Source organism: Niastella sp. sgz303648 (assembly GCF_059587045.1).
In genome coordinates this window covers 387,196-406,722 of sequence record NZ_JCAPSW010000004.1, presented here as the reverse complement: position 1 = coordinate 406,722, position 19,527 = coordinate 387,196, and the positions used below count along the sequence as shown (strand labels likewise).

Genomic DNA, 19,527 nt, shown 5'->3' with positions numbered 1-19,527 from the left:
GTCTGACTTGTTTTGAAACACCTTAATGTTACCGGGAGCGGCTCCAACGCTTCCGGTTTTTTTTCGGTGAATGGTCAATGGTCAATAGTGAATCGTCAAAAGCAATGGGTATTGGCAAAAACGAGGTTCTTATTCACCATTCACCATTGACTATTCACGGCAACACTATAATCTTTCCCTTTTTTCCCTGCTCCGGATGGTTATCGATCTGAAAATGCACGGTTCCGGTTAACTCCAGCGTTTGTAAAAGGGCCGAAATATTTTGTGAGCGCGATACCACTCCGGTATAATACTGATCGGTGCGATCGGTTTTGTATTCAACATCCACATCGTACCATCTTTCAACCTGCCGCATCAAATCATGAATGTCTGTGTCTTTAAAGCGGAAGTATCCGTTCTTCCACGCAACAGCCTGTTCGGTATTGGCTGTCTTGACTGGGATGACATTGGATTTTTGGGATGATTGGGATAGGAATGCCTGCTGACCAGGTTTCAGTACAGCTGATGCCGCATCTCTGGTAACTTTTATCGAGCCTTCGAGCAATGTGGTTTTTATTACTGCTTCATTGCTATAAGCATTCACATTGAAGTGGGTGCCCAATACTTCGATTTGTCCGCGTGGCACTGCTCCTTTGGCCGTTAGCACAGATACGATGAACGGCCTTTTTCTTTTTTCGCCTTTGGCAGAAGATAAGGGTAGTTTCGCAACTTCAAAATAGGCTTCACCTGTTAATTGCACCGTTCTTGTGGGAGATGAAAAAGTGGCCGGAAAGCATAGTGACGAACCTGCGTTCAACCATACTTTGGTACCGTCGGGTAATACCAACTGAAACTGACCGCCATGTGGAGTAGTAACAGTGTTGTACAATACTTCCCCGGCCTTTTGCTCTGATGTAGAAAGAGAATTATAAATAAGCTGTGCTGTATTTTCCTTTATGATTTTGGTTTGGCCCTGCAATGCCAGCAAACCGGTTTGTACGGTATCGAGCTCAATGGTGGTGCCATCGGCCAGCGTAAGAAGGGCTTTATTACCGCCGGGAGATATATCTTTCTTAATAGATACCGAAGAAATACCAGGTTTTGAATATGTTTTTGAGCGTGAAAAATAGAACCAGGCACTGCCCGATATCACTAACAGCAATACGGCCGCTGCCATCACGCGTGAAACGCGTGACCAAAAAGGGCGAACAATTTTAGCGGGTGCATTATCTGTTGTAGTAGCTGATTCAACCGAATGCCATATTCTATCCCAATCGCTTTGAAGAAGGGGTGTGCTGTGAGCTTCTTTATGTGAAGAATCAAATATGAACTTCTTTAATAAGTCTTCGCCTTCCTGCTCTTTCAGCCATTCGAATAGTTCTTCCACTTCTTCGCGGCTGGCCTGGTTGGCGGCATATAGCTGTAGTAAATGTTGTATTCTTTCTTTACTCATAAACAGATCGGAAATTCAGGTGCGCCACACCATAATAACCGGCAGTAATCAGCCGCTGATGTGGCACACCTATACTCCTTACACATATAGAGTAAGCTTAGCGTAAAACGGATGAGTGGAAATAAAAAAATTATCGGGTAAGTAAAACAGCCAGCAGTATCAAAATGAACAACACCCGGTCTTTGAGGCAATTACGAATAAATTTTATAGCCTGTAATACATGACTTTTTACGGTATGTGGAGAAAGATTGAGTGTTTTGGCAATTTCATCGTAGCTTTTTCCCTGCACCTCGTGCAATTCATACATCAGCTTTTTTTGCGGCGATAGTTGTTGTACAGCTTCACTAAGTAGCTTTTGCTGGTCATGCACAAAAACAGTTTCTTCGGTTTCATTGCTGAATGGTTTGGTATTCCATATTGATAACTGCAGTATGCGTGCCTGGTTGGATTCCTTTTTTAAATACCTGCTTACTTTATTGTATATGACGGTGTAAATATATGCTTCGGCATTTTTTACATGGGCCAGCTGTGCCCTGCTTACCCAAATACTGATGAACACGTCCTGCGTGATCTCTTCCGATGCATAAGCCAGCTTGGTTAACTTAAAAGCCACCGCATAGGTGCGTGACTTGTATATGTTGAACAACATTTTGAATGCCTGCTCATCGTTTTGAGCAATAGCTTCAAAAAGTGCTTTAACCGAAATAGTGGGCAATATGTCATTGCTGGCCGTCATTGCTGATTTTGCGATTTTGTGATTTTTTGATTTTGAGATTTCTGTCGTAGCAGATTCTCCGACAAAATCTCAAAATCCCTAAATCTCTAAATCAATAAATCCCTTAATTCTCTCTAATTAAAGTGCCTTTGTTGCAATATTTGTAACTGTCCGTTATTTTTAGCTGCTATAATAAAGTGATTGTTGCCCCCCTGCACTGCAATCAGGTTGCGAACATCGCCCCGGATGCATAAACCGGTTTGTTCATACAATAATGGCGTGAACTGGCCTTTGCCATTGTTTTTCAATACGAGGCCAATACCGGCATCGAGCGGACCTAACTGTACCCTGAAAGGATAAAAATTACCGGCTACTATAATATCCCTGTTGCCATCACCGTCAATGTCGGTTGCAGCCATGCCTGTTACGGCGCTCATTTGTGCATATTGAGGCAATGGCTGCAATATGAATTTTTTGTTACCCGTATTTTTTACAAACACCGAAGTAAGTGTTTTGATATTAACCGTGTGTGCATCCTGCAACTGATCTTCCGAAAACAGGTCGGTTAACTGTGCGTCGGCATAATCATTATAATGCAGGAATTTTTTATTGATGCTCGGAATTTGTTCGGCCATTTCATCGCGCGAGTAATAGGGCCATTGTTTGCCGCCATTATAATAGCATAAAACAGGATCAATGCTGCCATTGCTGAAAAAATCTTTGTACACGATGCTTAGTGGTTGTTCTGCAGATACTTTGAATTGGGTATTGGTACCCATATTACCAATAACGAGGTCGGTATTTCCGTCGTTATCGAAATCGCCGGTCAACAGGCGGCACCACCAGCCTTCGGTATTGGCAAGGCCATAATCGGTTGTTTCGTTTACCAGTTGTCCCTGGTGATTTTCAAAAATGGTAATGGGCATAAATTCACCTACGGCAATCAAATCATCCCAACCGTCTTTATTAAGATCAACCCATGCAGCATCGGTAACCATACCGGCATGTGCCAGTGTAGTATCTTTTTGTACGTCTTTTACAAATTGAATATGAGCGTTGGCGCTTTTGTTTTTAAGAATAAAACTTTCGGGCGCCTGCGGAAAAGAGCCCGGTGATATTTTATTTCCGATAAACAGATCGGGCCGTCCATCGTGATCGATATCTGATACGCGAACACAGGCGCCGCTGGCAGTTTCGGCAGGTAGCGCCTCTTCCCGTAACACAAAGTTTCCATGGCCGTCATTTTCAAAAAAACGGTCCTGATAGTTTTTATTACCCGGATTGTATTCGGTGCCGCCGCTCACGATATACAGGTCCATGTCTTTATCGTTATCGGCATCAAAGAACAGGGCGTCGGTATTGGTGATGTTTGTATTGTTATTCCATGGTTGGTTTGCTGCGGGTGTAAAGGTGCCTGCTTTGGTTTGCAGATATAATACACTGGCCGAACCGTTAGATGCGCCAATAAACACATCTTCAAGGCCGTCGCCATTTACATCGGCTTTAGCTATACACGGTCCTGTTTTTGATAACTGGTAGGGGAGAAGGGGGAATATTTTAAAATCAACAAACCCCAATGGTTTGTGAACGTAATTTAACCCTGATGTTTGTGTAACATCCTGAAACAAAGGCGCTGCAGGATATTCGCTGTGGCCTGGGCCTTCCGGCGCAGTTGCAGTTTCAGTTATAACAAGCAGCGTATCGGCTTTTATTTGTTGTATATTGGTTGTATTGCCCTGCGGCCATTTTATAGTTAGCGATTCAATAATACTATCGGCACCCAAACCAATGTGCATTATGGGGTCAACACTCGATTGAAAACCGCGTGTTATATATTGCTCCTGAAATTGCTTATTATGCGCTGTTTTAATAAACACTTTAGCGCCTACGCCATAGGTGTTTTTGCCCAATGCTTTTAACCGGAGCTTTATATAATGTGCCGGGGATGTTTCGCGGCTGTTGTTACGATACACCGATACCTTATCGTTCAGCGAGTTTATAACGAGGTCAAGGTCGCCATCGTTATCGAGGTCGGCATAGGCAGCGCCATTGCTCACTGTTTTTTTGGTAAGTCCCCAACTGGCTGTAACGTTGGTGAAACCCAGGTTCTGATTATTTTTAAACAGGTAGTTGTTGAGTTTGGTCGATGGCATTTGTTGTATCAGCTGCCACATGGCATCCTTATCGTTTATTTTGCCAACATTGGGGTTTTGCGAATAGCCCGAGGTGAATTTTACAAAGTCGAGGTCATTGATATCTTTAAATATTCCGTTCGATATAAAAAGGTCTTTCCATCCATCATTATCAAAATCGGCAAACAGGGGCGCCCAGCTCCAGTCGGTATTTGATACGCCCGCCATTTGTGCCATTTCGCTGAATATAGGAATGCCGCTGCTGTCGGTGCCATTGTTCAGTTGTAAGGTATTGCGCATTTGCTGGTAATGGTATCCATTTTGTACGCGCATCGAATACCGGTCGTATGCATCGGGGCCTTTTAATAGTTTCTGGCGATGGTTGTCTTCGGGCAACATATCCAGCACCATAATATCGGGCCTGTTATCATTGTTAAAGTCGGCAATGTCTGACCCCATAGCAAATTCCGACATATGGCCCGCTGCTTTGGTAAGCACTTCGCGAAATGTGCCGTTGTGATTGTTCAGGTATAGAAAGTCGCGTTCATCGTAATCATTGGTTACATAAATGTCGGGCCATCCGTCGTTATTGATATCACTTACTGCCACACTCAATCCAAAGTTCAAACCACTGCCATCGATACCAGCCTGTTCGCTGATATCTGAAAATACGCCATTGTCGTTCCGGTAAAGCCGGTTGCCGAATTTAGGGTGGCGGGTGCTACGCAGTTTGGTTGAATTAAAGAACGGATTAAAGAACATGTCGGCATGGTTCACCATAAACATGTCGAGGTCGCCGTCGTTATCCATATCAAAAAACGAAGCGGTGGTGGTAAAGGTGCCGGGCGCATCTATTCCGTATTGTTTGGCCTGTTCTTTAAAAACAGGAATGCCGTTCTGTACGCCGGTATTGATGTATAGTTCATTAGCCCTTTCTTCATCGGTACCGGGGCCTGAGTAGCATACATATATATCGAGCAGTCCATCGCCGTTTACATCGGCCATAACAACGCCGGTCTTCCATTTGGGCCGTCCCTGAACGCCGGCTTTTTCGGTAATATCTTCAAACTGCAGGTTGCCTTTATTCAAATAGAGTTTATTGGGCGTCATGTTACCGGTAAGCATTACGTCGGGCAATCCGTCGTTGTTCAGATCGCCAACCGCCACGCCTGCACCATTATATATATACTCATACGTAAGAACGTTGTAGTCTTTATTTTCCTTAATGGTGTTGGTGAAATCGATGTGGGAATGGGATGGGGCTACTTCGGTAAATAAGGTATTTGGTTCCTGTTTGCAGGAAAGTGCGAGCAAATACAATATCTGTAGCGAAAACCAGATCTTTTTAGACCTCATGGCAGTTAATTATGGCAATGTAACCAGGTTAAAAATCTTTACAGGCAGGTTTTTATATGTATGGGTTTATAGTGCAATATTTTGCCGATCACTGAAGTTGCACATTTTTAGAGCCCCTACATATTAAGTAATTGTTTTTTATTTACGAAAACGGTTTCGTAAGGGGCGGGTGGGGGATCACCTTTCCGGGGTGGCCTTCCCTTAAGCGGCATGGGCTCACATTAAAAAAGGTGAGCCACCCCGGAAAGAGTGACTCACCTTGTAGTTAACTGCTTTATAATCTGTTACGAACCCGACAGGCATAATACAGCATGCCTGTTGCGGTTTATGAATGGTTGTATGCTGTTTATATGAAATTGCTTCGTTTTGAAGAACCAGAACTCGGGCGTGGCCTTGCTTTCATTTTCCGAAACATATTCAATATGAAAGGTTCTGTTGCCTGTATTGATGGCAACAGACGATTGCGGCGTGTTTATTTTGTGCGATGTATTCACCACAATTTTTTGCGCCACGAAAGTGGTATTATCGGAAGTGGTAACCACAAAACCATTTTTTGAATAGCTGAGGGAACTGATTTCCCTGCTGTTCAGCTGACGGGCATTCAGTGACGTATCATTGAAAACAGCCGATACATGAGCAGGAGTTGTTTCTTCATCGTGAACGATCAGCAGTTCGGCGTTAATGGTTTTTTGTGACGCCAAAGCCAGTGCAGGCGATGCCAGCAGGGCGGGAAACAATAAACCGGTATTATATAAAAAATCGCGACGGCGCATGGTATATATTTAAGCTGTTAAGGTTGAATGGCATTGTACCGCAAATGCTCGCATTGGGGCACAATGCCTGTATTTTTATTTTACTATTTTATAGGTATACACCTGTCCGTTCAATTGAACAGAAAGGATATATATGCCCTGAACCAGGTTACCAACTCCCGTAACAGGAACAATGGTTTGTCCTTTGGGTACTTTCACATAGTCGGTTTTCAACACCTGGCCGGTAATATCACTGAGCCTGATGGCCAGCTTTGCTGCTTCGGGCATTTGCACCGTAACCTTTAAATTGCTGGTAAACGGATTAGGTGTTACAGCCACAACCGGTGAAGCAGATTCGCTTAACGGGAGCGTAATAATGCTGCTATATTCAACTTCGCCTGTTGTACTTACTATTTTAAGGCGGTAGTATACTTTGGGGATAGATAACAATGCAACATTTTTATCGGTATACGTATAATTCTGAATACCGGTTCCGTTGTTGCCGGCTACTTTACCGATGGGTGTATAGGTTTGTCCGTTGGTGCTTCTTTCCACTTCAAAATAATCGTTGTTTACTTCAAGTGCTGTTTTCCATTGAAGCAACGCGTCGCTGTTGTTTAACTGAACATCAAAAGCAGTTAAATTAACCGGTAATACGCTGGCAGAAGTTTGTACAATAAACCCGCTGAAGCCGGTAACATCGAACGTGATTTCCCAGCGGCTGAAGGTCGAATTCCATACAATATTGGCATCCGATGGGTCAATCACTATAGCGCCGGAAGTATATGTGCCCGGTAATCCGGTGCCATTGTTGCTGCTGCCTGAATATTTTCCTATGCGCAAATTGCTTTTACCTGCGTTATCAGATGGTCCTGTTGGCAAATCGAGCGTACTGCCGGCTGCCGCATTGAAGGCGGTAAATTCAGCCTGTGTAAAATACAGGGTAACTGTTCCGGTTGCAGTAGTTGCATTGGTAGCAGGCGTAATCTGGTAATGCCTTGCCACAAACGGCTGGCTGCTGTAAGTGGGTACACTGCCTTCGATCCATACTTTGCTGGTAACATTGCCGGTCAACTGACTGGCGCCTGAAGGAACAATCTTTGCCACCAGTTCGCAGGGTGAACTATAATACAGGTTATTTTTGGTGTTAACAGCCTGGGTAATGGAAGCTGTTGTTGCCGGCAAAGTGGCATTCAATGAAAGTGATGCTGTATTGCTGTTAACCGGACCACAGGTACCGGTAACAACAGCACGGTAATATCGTCCTCCCAAACCTGTATTATCAGAGATACTTAAAGTAGAAGTATTAACGCCGCTGTAAACCCCGGTGTTGCCAAGCGTTACAGGCGATGTAAATGATGAATTGGTGCTTTCCTGCCATTGATACGTTAATGGTCCGGTACCGGAGGCCAACACAATATAAGCAGCTGTTAAACCATTACAAACCGATGCATTTATCGGGTTTATAGAAAAAGTAACAGGATTATTAAGCGTAAACGTATTGTGGCCCGAAGTGGAGCCAATAGCAAAGGCCGTATTGCTGAGCACATTATTGGCGGCAGTATTAACAGCCGTAGATAAAGCGGTGGTACTGCAGGCGGTTGATCCGGTACCATTGTATTTTCCATTGTCCCATTCGCCTGCACCGACTGTACTTACGGGTAATGCTGACTGTGATAACAGAAAAGCATTAACGCCAACGGTTAAATCGGCAGGAACACTGCTTTGATGGGGACCGGCGGGTGTGTTGCCATCCCATGCGGCATAGGTGGTAACATTTGTTTCTACATTGGCATGCACACCCGTAATAAAACGACGGGTGGCATTGTTATATGCTGCTTCAGGTCCGGCGGTTGGGCCGGTTTGGTATGCGAACAACTGATCGCCGCCCGAACTCAGCTCCATGTAATTACTGCCGCTTTCGGTAGTAACAGTACCTGCAGATGAAGAACCGTTTTCATTTAAATAAGCTGCCCAGCTTGTAACGGGGTCGTTATAGCTGCTGATAAAATATACTTCGGTACCTAAGGGAATGCCGCCTGTGGGCACTACCCACTTTATAAAGCCTTCTGTAAGTCCCGAAATGAAATTGCCGGTATTACCGTTCCAACCGTTATCGGTAAAATAAATAACGGTACCGGCTGCGAGTCCGCCGCTTTTTAATACAACGATTGAAAAACGATCGGTATAGCGGGTTGTACCGCCAAGATCACTATTGCTGAGATCTTTATCGCTTTGGTAACTTGCGATGGCAATATCACCGGCCGACAGGTTGTTTTGGGCATGGCTGGTTGTTGCCGTGCACAATAAGATAAGCATGCAGGAGCTGACTATCCTGTAAAATTTTTGCATGTATGAGGATTTATACGTGAATGGTGAATCGTTTCCGCTATGGCGGTATGAAACGTGAATCGGCTAACGGCAACATGCTTCCGGTCCTGAGTTCCGCAATTTGTGCGAAAACACCGGTGCAGGCATTGCGCGCAGTCGAACCCCCGGGTTAATTATAAAATATTGAATTCTGAACAAAGAGGTCTTTCATCTAAATACACAAATACGTGTTTTGCCAGGTCGAAAATACGGTGTCAGGTATCTGAGCCATCATTTCGTTATGTACCTGTATGGTATCTTCTATCACTTCTTCAACCTGTACGTTCAACATTCCTGTGGCATTCACTAAGTAAGCAGGGCCGGTAATCATGTTGTTGTTTATCCGTAACGTTCCCCTCGGACTGTGTACCGGTTGTTTTTTCAATAGTTCTATCCCTGCTGTTACCGTGGCGCCGGCAGTTAGTTGTTGTAAATAATTTATTATCAGCAAAGCAGTTTCCCATCCCTGTAATGAGAACAGGTTTGCTTCTTTATTACCTTCTTTTTTCAAAAAGGCCATAAAATTCAGGTTCTGCTCATTTTGTAACGAAGCTGTGTACCCTGTATAGCCTTTTATGTGTTTTACATATGGATTTGTTTCGGTAAAATCGCCGGGTGTGTTGTCGAACAGCATAGGCGATCCGTATAACTGCAGATCATATTTTTCCTGCAGGGGAGCTATCTGTTCATAAAAACACCGCGCCATATCACCGCAATACAAACAAAGCAATGTATTTACCGCCGGATTATTTTGAATAAAAGCAGCCAGCGGATTAATATTGAACTCCTGCTTTTTAAAATGACTGATGAAATTGAATTGTATTTCCCCGCCTTCTGATATAAAAGCATTCGTCATGGCATGGCCATGCTGATAACCGCCATCGTAATACGAAGTAGCGGCAATTGCTTTTTTATCGCCTGTTAACCGGCCGCATAATTGCCCGGTCATGTACGAATACAGGCAGTCGTTCAGTGAATGAAAAATGGTATTTGTGAAATCGGCGCCTGTAGTGGGGTAGTGGGCTCCGGCATTGGTAATGATCAATAATTTATTTGCTGCCGTAACGAGGGGCGACAGTGTTTTTGCCAAACGATCATCTGCATAGGCAATCACCACATCCACGTCGTTCACCAGTAAAAATTTTTCTGTCTCTTTATATATTTCTTCCTCATTTAACCCAAATCCTACAGGAAAATTATGCAACGTGATATCGGCAGCCTCATAGTATTTAAAACACGCACGGATACCCTGCAAAAAATCTATGCCGATAGACGGATAGAGCGTTGAACCAGGTAACAGCATTCCGATAGCGGGCATACTTTAAATTGGTTGGGTGCTTATGAATGAAATATTTACAAAGTTTTATCTTATAACTTCAACTGCTTAAAAACGTGGCGGAAAAACGCCCTGTGTGCAAATGAGGCAGGTAAGCGCCAGCACCGGTTGAATGTTATTTACCGGCGTTCCACTACCTCCTGTATTGGCTAAACTCAGGTTGTGCTGCAGATTTTGCAAAGCGCTGCCATCATTGGCATTGTTATATGTTGATGTGCCTGATAATGCAGCCGGATAATTATTATACGGTGTATCGGTATTTCCTGCGCCTGCATTAGCATTCAGGGTTACAGTTCCTGTTATTGCATGAGTATGTGGCGGCAGGTTGTTTGTGAGGAGTGTATTGCTTTCGCTTCCTCCGGTTTGTCCTAAAACATATTGCGATAAACCCGTTCCCTGTCCTGAACCAACTGCAACACGGCCCCGAAAATCGGGTAATGCAAAATTGGTTCTTCCATCACCGCCATACGTAGTACCTAAAAGCGAGAACAAAGCGGTATTTGAGCTTATCGAAAGCAGTTGTCCATAGCATAGCGCCCAGCCTGTTGGAGCAAAGTTGCTTGCGAACCATCGTATTATACCTATATATTCGTTCATAATAATTTAATTGGATGTTGGAAAAATTCCAAATGCACAAATAATGTAAGAAACTGCGAGGTAAGGTTGAGTATTGTCGATAGGCAACGCTGCACCTGTGCTTCCTGTAGTTAAAGCGGCCGTTGCCGGCATCAGGCTGTTATCGGTTGTGGTTGAATAAATATTCTTACCGTTTACAGCCGGATAATTATTGCCCGGAGTTGTTTTATGACCATCTTCGCCCGATACGAGCAACGCCGCTGTACCGCTAATGGCGTGGTTATGCGCAGGCAGATTGCCGGTAATTAGTGTATTTGTTTCGGTGCCCCCTACATCGCCTAAATTATAAGTGACACCACCGCTTGTACCTGCACCAACAGGCACCCGGCTTTGAAGGTCGGGAAGTGCAAAAGTCTCAACCCCATCGCCCCCGTAAGTAGTGCCTATTAAATTAAACAACGTTTCGTATTCGGAAATTGGCAGTAGCTGGCCATTACAAAACAACCAGCTAGCCGGGGCGAAATTGCCGCCGAACGTGCGGATCTCTCCAATATAATCAGACATGATAATTTTTTAAAAGAGTAATATTAATTTCTTGATGGAAAAATACCCTGCATACAAATAATGTGGTTAAGTACCAGATAGGGCATCATATTAGTAAAGGCTGTACCCGATCCGGTATTGGCAACAATAAGATTCAGATTGGCCGGTTGCATGGTTACGCCGTCGTTTTGTACATCGTATTTTTGGCTGCCGTCGTTCGCGAAATAATTGCCGGAAGGGCTTTGTTGATTGGCAGCCGTGCTGGTGGCGCGCATGGTAATGGTACCGGTAACTGTATGATTGTGGGAAGGAAGCTGATTAATATTTAATGTGTTGGTGGCGCTGCCCGTTACCTGACCTATGGTATAACCGGAAAGACCAGATCCGGTGCCTTCACCGATGGCTGTTCTTCCTCTCAGATCGGGTAGGGCAAAGTTGACACGGCCGTCGCCACCATACATGGTACCGAGTAATGAAAATAAAGCCTGGTTTTGATTAATTGCTAAAAGCTGACCCTGGCAATAGGCCCAGTATTTGGGAGCAAAATTGGCAGCGAAAAGGCGAATCTCAGCGATAAATCCATCCATAGAATAAGCAGTTATGATTAGGGATACGTAAATGCAAATGTATACTTTTAATTATCATATTTTATAAACGACATGTGTAGGTGTTGCATCATCAGCTACTATACAATTGATAAAAATACTAATACCCCTTTTGTCTACCCAGGCTTTATGGGTGAACTACAGCATTTTGTATGTGAAAAACGTGATAGGGAGTTGGTAAAAAAAATAATTGTTGGTTTAACAAAATACCCAAAACCCATAGGTAAAACAACTGTTGCAGATAAACGCAGAATGGACGTGTGAGAAATTTTTATAGCAATTACGTATGTTGGAAGTTTTTATATGTTGGTCTGGTTTCGGCAAAGCAAAGAGTGATCATTTTTATAAAAATAACCTATTACCCAGGATAAGACATTTTACAATTAATTTCCGTTAACAGCCTGAGACTCTATATTTTATTGGTTAGATAATCACCTAACCCCCAAAAATCCTATAATATTTACCTTGTTAACCCCCCAAATCACAATTCTGTCCTACATTTGCGCCCGAAAACAGGCAAACTCCCATCAGCTGAATAAACTTACAGGACTCCCGCCAGAGGGGGGATGGTCACCTTCAACAAAATGCCTTTATAAAAAGAATTTATCCCGTCATAAACATAAATGATATAACACTGTTTATACTTTTTAGTATAGATTGTTGTACCTTTGTGCCTGCTTAAATAAGAATAAAAGATTTTGCTATGAATAATGAGCTTAGTGCTATTGAAAAAACGGTTCTTAGTGATTATAAATACGGTTTTGTAACTGAAATCGAAACGGATGAGGCGCCTCCCGGCCTAAATGAGGATACGATCCGCTTTATTTCGGCCAAAAAGAAAGAACCGGAGTGGATGCTGGAGTGGAGGCTGAAAGCTTATGCCCATTGGCTGAAAATGGAAGAACCAACCTGGGCCAATGTTAAGTATGAACCAATTAATTATCAGGATATTATCTATTATTCTGCCCCCAAACAGAAAAAGACTGTTAATAGCCTCGACGAAATTGATCCTGAATTAAGAAAAACATTCGAAAAACTGGGCATTTCGCTCGACGAGCAAAAACGCCTTTCTGGTGTTGCCATCGATGCGGTAATTGACAGTGTATCAATAGGTACCACCTTTAAAGAGCAACTGGGAGAACTGGGCATCATTTTCTGCTCAATGAGCGAAGCCATTCAGGAACACCCCGAACTGGTGAGAAAATATATAGGTTCTGTAGTACCTATTACCGATAATTATTTTTCGGCACTGAATTCTGCCGTTTTCAGCGATGGCTCTTTCTGCTACATTCCAAAAGGCGTTCGTTGCCCCATGGAATTAAGTACCTATTTCCGTATCAATGCAGAGAATACCGGTCAGTTTGAACGTACGCTACTCGTTGCCGACGAAGGCAGCTATGTGAGCTACCTCGAAGGTTGTACTGCCCCCATTCGCGACGAAAACCAGCTGCATGCCGCTGTGGTTGAGCTGATCGCCATGGAAAATGCCGAAATAAAATATAGCACCGTTCAAAACTGGTATCCCGGTGATAAAGATGGTGTAGGCGGTATTTACAACTTTGTAACCAAGCGCGGTATTTGCCAGGGTGCTCATGCAAAAATTTCGTGGACGCAGGTAGAAACCGGCTCAGCCATTACCTGGAAATACCCCAGCGTAATATTAAAAGGCGATTATTCGGTAGGTGAATTTTATTCAGTTGCCGTAACCAATAACCACCAGCAGGCCGATACCGGTACCAAAATGATGCACCTCGGAAAAAACACCCGTAGCCGCATTGTATCGAAAGGTATATCGGCCGGTGTTAGCAACAACAGTTATCGCGGTTTGGTGCATGTAGGTAAAAACGCAGCCAATGCCCGTAACTTTTCGCAATGCGACTCATTGTTGCTGGGCGATAAATGCGGCGCGCATACTTTCCCATACATTGAAGTAAAAAATAGCACCGCTGTTGTTGAACACGAAGCCACCACTTCGAAAATTGGTGAAGACCAGATATTCTATTGCAACCAGCGCGGTATTGATACCGAAACTGCCGTAGCACTGATCATTAACGGCTTTGCCAAAGAAGTAATGAACCAGTTGCCAATGGAGTTTGCTGTAGAAGCACAGAAGCTGCTGGCCATTAGCCTTGAAGGAAGCGTTGGATAATTTGAAAATTAGCCAATTTGAAAATTTGAAAATGAAATACAATGGTTCAATTGTTAGATGGTTTGATGGTTGGGGCGTTGATATTCGGATACTCAGCCGATGGAAAACAAGCCTGAAGTTTGAGACATAACCATCGAACAATCAGACAATCGATCAATTGAATACAGGAATGAATTTGCTTATAAGACGTTTTAAATATATATAATCAAGTTATGTTATCAATTAGCAACCTGCACGCAGGTATTGAAGAAAAGAAAATTTTAAAAGGGATTAATCTCGAAATAAAAGCCGGCGAAGTGCATGCTATCATGGGCCCGAACGGATCAGGCAAAAGCACGCTGGCATCGGTACTGGCCGGCCGCGAAAACTATGAAGTGACCAATGGTTCTGTTGAGTTTTTAGGAAAAGACCTGCTTGAACTGTCGCCCGAAGACAGAGCCGCTGAAGGATTGTTTCTGGCTTTTCAATACCCTGTTGAAATACCAGGTTTAACTACCACCAACTTTATAAAAACAGCCGTTAACCAGGTACGCAAGTATCGTGGTGAAGAATCGCTGGATGCCGTTGCCTTTCTGAAACTCATGAAAGAAAAAATGGCATTGGTGAACATCGACCAATCTTTACTGAGCCGCTCCCTGAACGAAGGTTTTTCGGGCGGTGAAAAAAAGCGCAATGAAATTTTTCAGATGGCCATGCTGCAACCCAAGCTCGCCATCCTCGATGAAACCGACTCAGGTTTGGATATCGATGCCATTCGCATTGTAGCCAACGGGGTAAATAAATTACGCAAAAAAGACAATGCAGTACTGTTAGTTACTCACTATCAGCGCCTGTTAGATTATATCGTTCCTGATTTTGTACATGTACTGTATAATGGACGGATAGTAAAATCGGGTCCCAAAGAACTGGCGTTTGAGCTGGAAGAAAGAGGATATGATTTTATTAAAAGCGAGAATGTTGAGGCATAAGCATTGAAGTGCAGGATTGTTACATGCTGAGTAAAACGAGTAAAAAAAAGAGGAACACCTCATTTTGAACTGTTAACAATGAACAATTTAGAATATTTAAAAGAGCAGTATAATCAGTTACCTTCTGTAAACGGCCTGAATGGATTGGGCGTTATACGTCAGAAAGCATTTGAGGCGTTAAACAAAATGGGTATTCCTACTACCAGGCACGAAGAGTGGAAATATACCCGCATAGGTAGCTTCTTTAATAAAGAATACGAATACCCGGTAAATCAAAAAATAGCTTCGATAAGCGCTGCCGATATAAACGCGCTTCGCTTACCGGGTTATGAACAGGCCAATGAACTGTTTTTTATAAACGGCCGTTACTCGAATGAGTTTTCGGTTGTTCGCTCAAAAGGATTGACCGTTCAGCCATTACAGGAGGCTGCAAAAAATGAGTACGCCGAAATCGTTAGCAAACATCTTGGTCATAGCAGCAATTATTTAAAAGACGGTATCAATGCCCTGAGCACCGCGTTTGCACAGGACGGTGTATTTGTACATGTGAAAAAGGGCCAGGTAATTGAGCATCCCGTTTACATTTATAATATTACCGATTCACGGCAGGCCAGCATTCTGGCGCAACCGCGTACACTGGTTTATGTTGGGCAGGCAGCACAGGTACAGTTTGTTGAAACCTTTAACACACTGGGCACACAGGAAAGCTTTACCAACCGGGTGATTGAAATTGTGGTTGAAAGAGATGCCGTAACCGAGTATTACAAAATACAAAACGACGCGTCGCACGCCAGCCAGGTAGCTACTACCCATATTCAGCAAATTGGCAAAAGCTATACGCACACGGTAACTGTTTCGTTAAACGCCGGTTTGGTTCGTAACAACCTGAATATTGTGCTCGACGATCAGCATTGTGAAGCCCATTTGTATGGTTTTTATTTACAACAGGGACAAAGCCATATCGATAACCATACTATCGTTGATCATGCCAAACCCAATTGCGAAAGCAATGAATTGTATAAGGGAATTATGGGTGATCAAAGTACGGGAGTTTTCAATGGAAAGATATTTGTAAAGCCCGATGCGCAAAAAACCAACGCCTATCAAAGCAATAAAAATGTATTGCTGGGCGAAGGCGCCAGTGTAAATACCAAACCGCAGCTCGAGATCTTTGCCGATGACGTAAAGTGCTCGCACGGTTGTACAATCGGCCGCCTCGACGAAGAAAGTTTATTTTATCTGCGTTCGAGAGGTATTCAGGAAGAAACAGCACGTTCATTATTGTTACATGGCTTTGCTGTTGATATTCTTGATCAGATTAAGCCCGCACCCATCAGAGAGTATGTTGATAAACTGATTTCAGAACGTTTGGAATTTGATATAGCATGATAACACTATCAAAAGACCTGGATGTTTATGCCATACGCCGGCAGTTTCCTGCGTTGAACCGGCTGGTAAAAGGCCATCCGCTGGTATATTTAGATAATGCCGCTACTTCGCAAAAGCCGCAGGTGGTAATTGATGCGCTGATAGATTATTATACCAACATTAATGCGAATGTGCATCGGGGTATTCATACACTGGCCGAAGAAGCTACAGCTGCTTTTGAAGCCAGTCGCGATACGGCCCGCCAATTTATCAATGCCGCTTCACGCGAAGAGATCATTTTCACCCGGGGAACAACCGAAGGCATTAACCTGGTAGCATATACCTGGGGGCGTAAAAATATTACAGCAGGTGACGAGATCATCATATCTGAAATGGAACATCACTCGAATATTGTTCCCTGGCAGATACTGTGCGAAGAAAAAGGAGCTTTATTAAAAGTAGTGCCGCAGCAAAACGGCGAACTGCTGATGGATGAATACCGGAAGCTGCTGAGCCCGAAAACCAAACTGGTTTCAATTGTACATGTATCCAATGCACTGGGCACTGTAAACCCGGTTGAGCAGATCATTGAAGCCGCTCATAAGGTGGGCGCTGTGGTGTTGATCGACGGGGCGCAGTCTTCGGTACACCTTGATATAGATGTGCAGGCAATGGATTGCGATTTCTTTGCCTTTTCATCGCACAAAGTATATGGACCAACCGGTATAGGCATTTTGTATGGCAAAAAACAATTGCTCGAAGCAATGCCTGTATTTCAGGGTGGGGGAGAGATGATTAAAGAAGTAACGTTTGAAAAAACCACCTTTAACGACCTTCCTTATAAATATGAAGCCGGTACGCCTAATATTGGCGATGCGGTAGTATTGAAAACAGCGTTGGATTTCGTAACTAAGATTGGAAAAGAAAAAATACGCAATCACGAAAATGAATTGCTGGCATATGCTACAGAACAACTGCAGCATATACCCGGATTGAAAATCATTGGTAATGCAGCCCGTAAAGTGAGCGTGGTTTCATTTGTGATTGATAAAATACATCCGCAGGATATTGGCATTTTGTTAGATAATCGCGGCATTGCCGTAAGAACCGGTCACCATTGCGCCCAGCCGCTGATGCATTGTTTTGGAATACCCGGAACCATCAGGGCTTCCTTTGCGATGTACAACACCAAAGAAGAAATTGACCAGTTGATAACGGGATTGCAAAAGGCCATTAAAATGTTATTATAAGCATGAGCGATCATAAAACCATACAGGAAATTGAGAACGAAATAGTAGAAGAATTTTCTCTGTTCGATTCGTGGGATGATAAGTACGAATATATCATTGACCTGGGAAAGAAATTGCCTGTGCTGGAAGACAAGCATAAGTTAGATGAGAACAAGGTGAGGGGCTGCCAGAGCACCGTTTGGCTGGTAGCTGATTATAACGATGGAAAAGTATTTTTTAAAGCCGATAGTGATGCTGTGATTGTAAAAGGACTGATCAGTATGTTGATCAGGGTGCTGAGCGGCCATACGCCGGATGAAATAATACAAACTAACCTGGGATTTATTCAACAGATTGGAATGACCACGCACCTGGCGCAAACCCGTTCGAACGGATTGCTGGCCATGGTAAAGCAAATGAAAAATTTTGCGCTGGCTTATAAAATCAAAAACTCGATGCAGCATGGAGAACGAAGCGCTGAAACAAAAAGTAACTGAGGTTTTACAAACCATTTTCGATCCCGAAATACCGGTTAGCATCTGGGAACTGGGATTGATATATGAAATAAATATACTGCCGATCAACAACGTTCAGATCGTAATGACATTAACGGCGCCGGGTTGTCCGGCTGCGCAGTCGTTACCGGTTGAAGTTGATCAGAAAGTGCGGGAAATTGAAGGGGTGAACGACGTACATGTTGCTGTAACCTGGACACCGGCCTGGGACAAAAGCATGATGTCGGAAGCAGCGCAGCTGCAACTGGGATTTTTATAAAAAGGCAATAGGCAATGGGCAATAGGCAATAGAAAAAAGTCAGACAAATTCAGCATTGACCATTCACGATTGACCACAAAAACAAAACATGAAAATTACTGCACAGGAAGAATACGGCTTACGCATATTAATTCGCCTTGCGGCCTGCAAGGATACGAATGGAATGAGCATTCCGCAGTTAAGTGAAGCGGAAGGGCTTACCGGTACTTATGTAGCGAAGCTCACCCGTATTTTGCGCCTGAAAGGATTTATAAACAGCACACCCGGTTATAAAGGCGGATATGTGCTGGCCAAACCGGCAAAAGAAATTATTATAAACGAAGCGTTGAAGGCATTGGGCGGTCCCATGTTCAATAATACCTTTTGTGGTTCGCATACCGGAACAATGAAGCTGTGCACCAATTCGGTTGATTGCAGCGCCCGTTCATTGTGGCAGATGATACAATATACGCTCGATCAGTTATTGGATAAAGTTACCCTGCACGACCTGGTTAATTCTGAAGAGGAATCGGCCCGGCTGTTGTACAAGATGCTGGAACCCGATCCTGCGTTGAAGAGAAGTATTATGAGCATTGTTTCTCCGGGGCAATAAATAAGTTCGCGCAGAGGCGCTAAGGCGCAAAAAGATTTGAATGTATTTTGCGAGACGTGAAGTCTCGCATTTTTATTTTGCTCCCTGACGCTTCCAACTTAGCATAAAAAAAGCCCCGCCAACCGGCGGGACTATTCTTTTGGTGGAATAAGGTGCAATAGAAGAAGGCTCGCAATTATTTATCTTTCTTATCGGGTCCTTTTTTATCTTTTTCTGCGCCGCTGTCTTTGTCGTTTTTGTTCTTGTCATCAGCGTCCTTTTTATCTTTCTCTTCCTTATCTTTTTTCTCTTTGTCGGCGCGCTCTTTATCTTCTTTGTCTTTTTGTTCCTTAGCGGCGCGATCTTTATCTTCCTTATCTTTTTGTTCTTTAGCTGCACGTTCTTTGTCCTCGCGATCCTTTTGCTCTTTGGCAATGCGATCTTTTTCCTCACGATCTTTCTGTTCTTTATCAGCGCGTTCTTTATCTTCCTTATCTTTTTGCTCTTTAGCTATACGATCTTCTTCTTCTTTATCTNTCGTCACGATCCTTTTGTTCTTTAGCTATACGATCTTTTTCTGCACGATCTTTTTGCTCTTTATCTGCGCGATCTTTATCGTCGCGGTCTTTTTGTTCTTTGGCAACGCGATCT

General features: G+C 43.5%; 16 protein-coding genes. 7 read left to right on the top strand and 9 right to left on the bottom strand.

Translation table 11 applies throughout. From position 1 onward, the window contains the following. Positions 1 to 154 precede the first annotated feature (154 nt). The 9 genes from AC59IL_RS14380 to AC59IL_RS14340 form a co-directional block, all read right to left on the bottom strand. On the bottom strand, positions 155 to 1,432 hold the full coding sequence (locus AC59IL_RS14380; RefSeq protein ID WP_496552842.1) for a FecR family protein: 1,278 nt from the start codon (positions 1,430 to 1,432) through the stop codon (positions 155 to 157). Between the two features lie 130 nt (positions 1,433 to 1,562). Then, positions 1,563 to 2,168, bottom strand: coding sequence for an RNA polymerase sigma factor (locus AC59IL_RS14375; RefSeq protein ID WP_496552841.1), 606 nt, complete (start codon positions 2,166 to 2,168; stop codon positions 1,563 to 1,565). Positions 2,169 to 2,281: 113 nt separating this feature from the next. Continuing rightward, positions 2,282 to 5,635, bottom strand: coding sequence for a VCBS repeat-containing protein (locus AC59IL_RS14370; RefSeq protein ID WP_496552840.1), 3,354 nt, complete (start codon positions 5,633 to 5,635; stop codon positions 2,282 to 2,284). Between the two features lie 284 nt (positions 5,636 to 5,919). Further along, positions 5,920 to 6,408: a hypothetical protein gene (locus AC59IL_RS14365; protein WP_496552839.1), complete on the bottom strand. Its 489-nt coding sequence runs from the start codon at positions 6,406 to 6,408 to the stop codon at positions 5,920 to 5,922. 75 nt (positions 6,409 to 6,483) lie between these two features. Then, complete coding sequence (locus AC59IL_RS14360; RefSeq protein ID WP_496552838.1) at positions 6,484 to 8,739, bottom strand: T9SS type A sorting domain-containing protein; 2,256 nt, start codon at positions 8,737 to 8,739, stop codon at positions 6,484 to 6,486. 190 nt (positions 8,740 to 8,929) lie between these two features. Then, positions 8,930 to 10,075 (bottom strand): ABC transporter substrate-binding protein, encoded by a 1,146-nt coding sequence (locus AC59IL_RS14355; protein WP_496552837.1) that lies wholly within the window; start codon positions 10,073 to 10,075, stop codon positions 8,930 to 8,932. Positions 10,076 to 10,141: 66 nt separating this feature from the next. Beyond that, a complete protein-coding gene (locus AC59IL_RS14350; protein WP_496552836.1) occupies positions 10,142 to 10,690 on the bottom strand; it encodes a phage tail protein in 549 nt (182 codons plus the stop codon). Positions 10,691 to 10,696: 6 nt separating this feature from the next. Beyond that, positions 10,697 to 11,233, bottom strand: a complete 537-nt coding sequence (locus AC59IL_RS14345; protein ID WP_496552835.1) for a phage tail protein — start codon at positions 11,231 to 11,233, stop codon at positions 10,697 to 10,699. A gap of 23 nt (positions 11,234 to 11,256) precedes the next feature. Further along, on the bottom strand, positions 11,257 to 11,799 hold the full coding sequence (locus AC59IL_RS14340) for a phage tail protein (protein ID WP_496552834.1): 543 nt from the start codon (positions 11,797 to 11,799) through the stop codon (positions 11,257 to 11,259). 721 nt (positions 11,800 to 12,520) lie between these two features. Between AC59IL_RS14340 and sufB the strand changes: the two genes are divergently transcribed. The 7 genes from sufB to AC59IL_RS14305 all read left to right on the top strand — a co-directional run bounded on the left by sufB (position 12,521) and on the right by AC59IL_RS14305 (position 18,897). Next, positions 12,521 to 13,966, top strand: coding sequence for a Fe-S cluster assembly protein SufB (gene sufB / locus AC59IL_RS14335; RefSeq protein WP_496552833.1), 1,446 nt, complete (start codon positions 12,521 to 12,523; stop codon positions 13,964 to 13,966). Positions 13,967 to 14,178: 212 nt separating this feature from the next. Further along, positions 14,179 to 14,934 carry a Fe-S cluster assembly ATPase SufC gene (sufC, locus tag AC59IL_RS14330; protein ID WP_496552832.1) on the top strand — a complete coding sequence of 252 codons (756 nt, stop codon included), beginning with the start codon at positions 14,179 to 14,181 and terminating at the stop codon, positions 14,932 to 14,934. A 78-nt stretch (positions 14,935 to 15,012) separates the two neighbouring features. Then, complete coding sequence (gene sufD / locus AC59IL_RS14325) at positions 15,013 to 16,323, top strand: Fe-S cluster assembly protein SufD (protein ID WP_496552831.1); 1,311 nt, start codon at positions 15,013 to 15,015, stop codon at positions 16,321 to 16,323. Further along, entirely contained in the window at positions 16,320 to 17,552 is a 1,233-nt protein-coding gene (locus AC59IL_RS14320) for a SufS family cysteine desulfurase (RefSeq protein ID WP_496552830.1), read from the top strand. Before sufD ends, AC59IL_RS14320 begins: the two co-directional genes overlap by 4 nt. A gap of 2 nt (positions 17,553 to 17,554) precedes the next feature. Beyond that, a complete protein-coding gene (locus tag AC59IL_RS14315) occupies positions 17,555 to 18,028 on the top strand; it encodes a SufE family protein (protein ID WP_496552829.1) in 474 nt (157 codons plus the stop codon). Further along, positions 17,994 to 18,305 carry an iron-sulfur cluster assembly protein gene (locus AC59IL_RS14310; protein WP_496552828.1) on the top strand — a complete coding sequence of 104 codons (312 nt, stop codon included), beginning with the start codon at positions 17,994 to 17,996 and terminating at the stop codon, positions 18,303 to 18,305. Before AC59IL_RS14315 ends, AC59IL_RS14310 begins: the two co-directional genes overlap by 35 nt. 88 nt (positions 18,306 to 18,393) lie before the next feature. Beyond that, positions 18,394 to 18,897: an RrF2 family transcriptional regulator gene (locus AC59IL_RS14305; RefSeq protein ID WP_496552827.1), complete on the top strand. Its 504-nt coding sequence runs from the start codon at positions 18,394 to 18,396 to the stop codon at positions 18,895 to 18,897. The last annotated feature ends 630 nt before the right edge of the window (positions 18,898 to 19,527 follow it).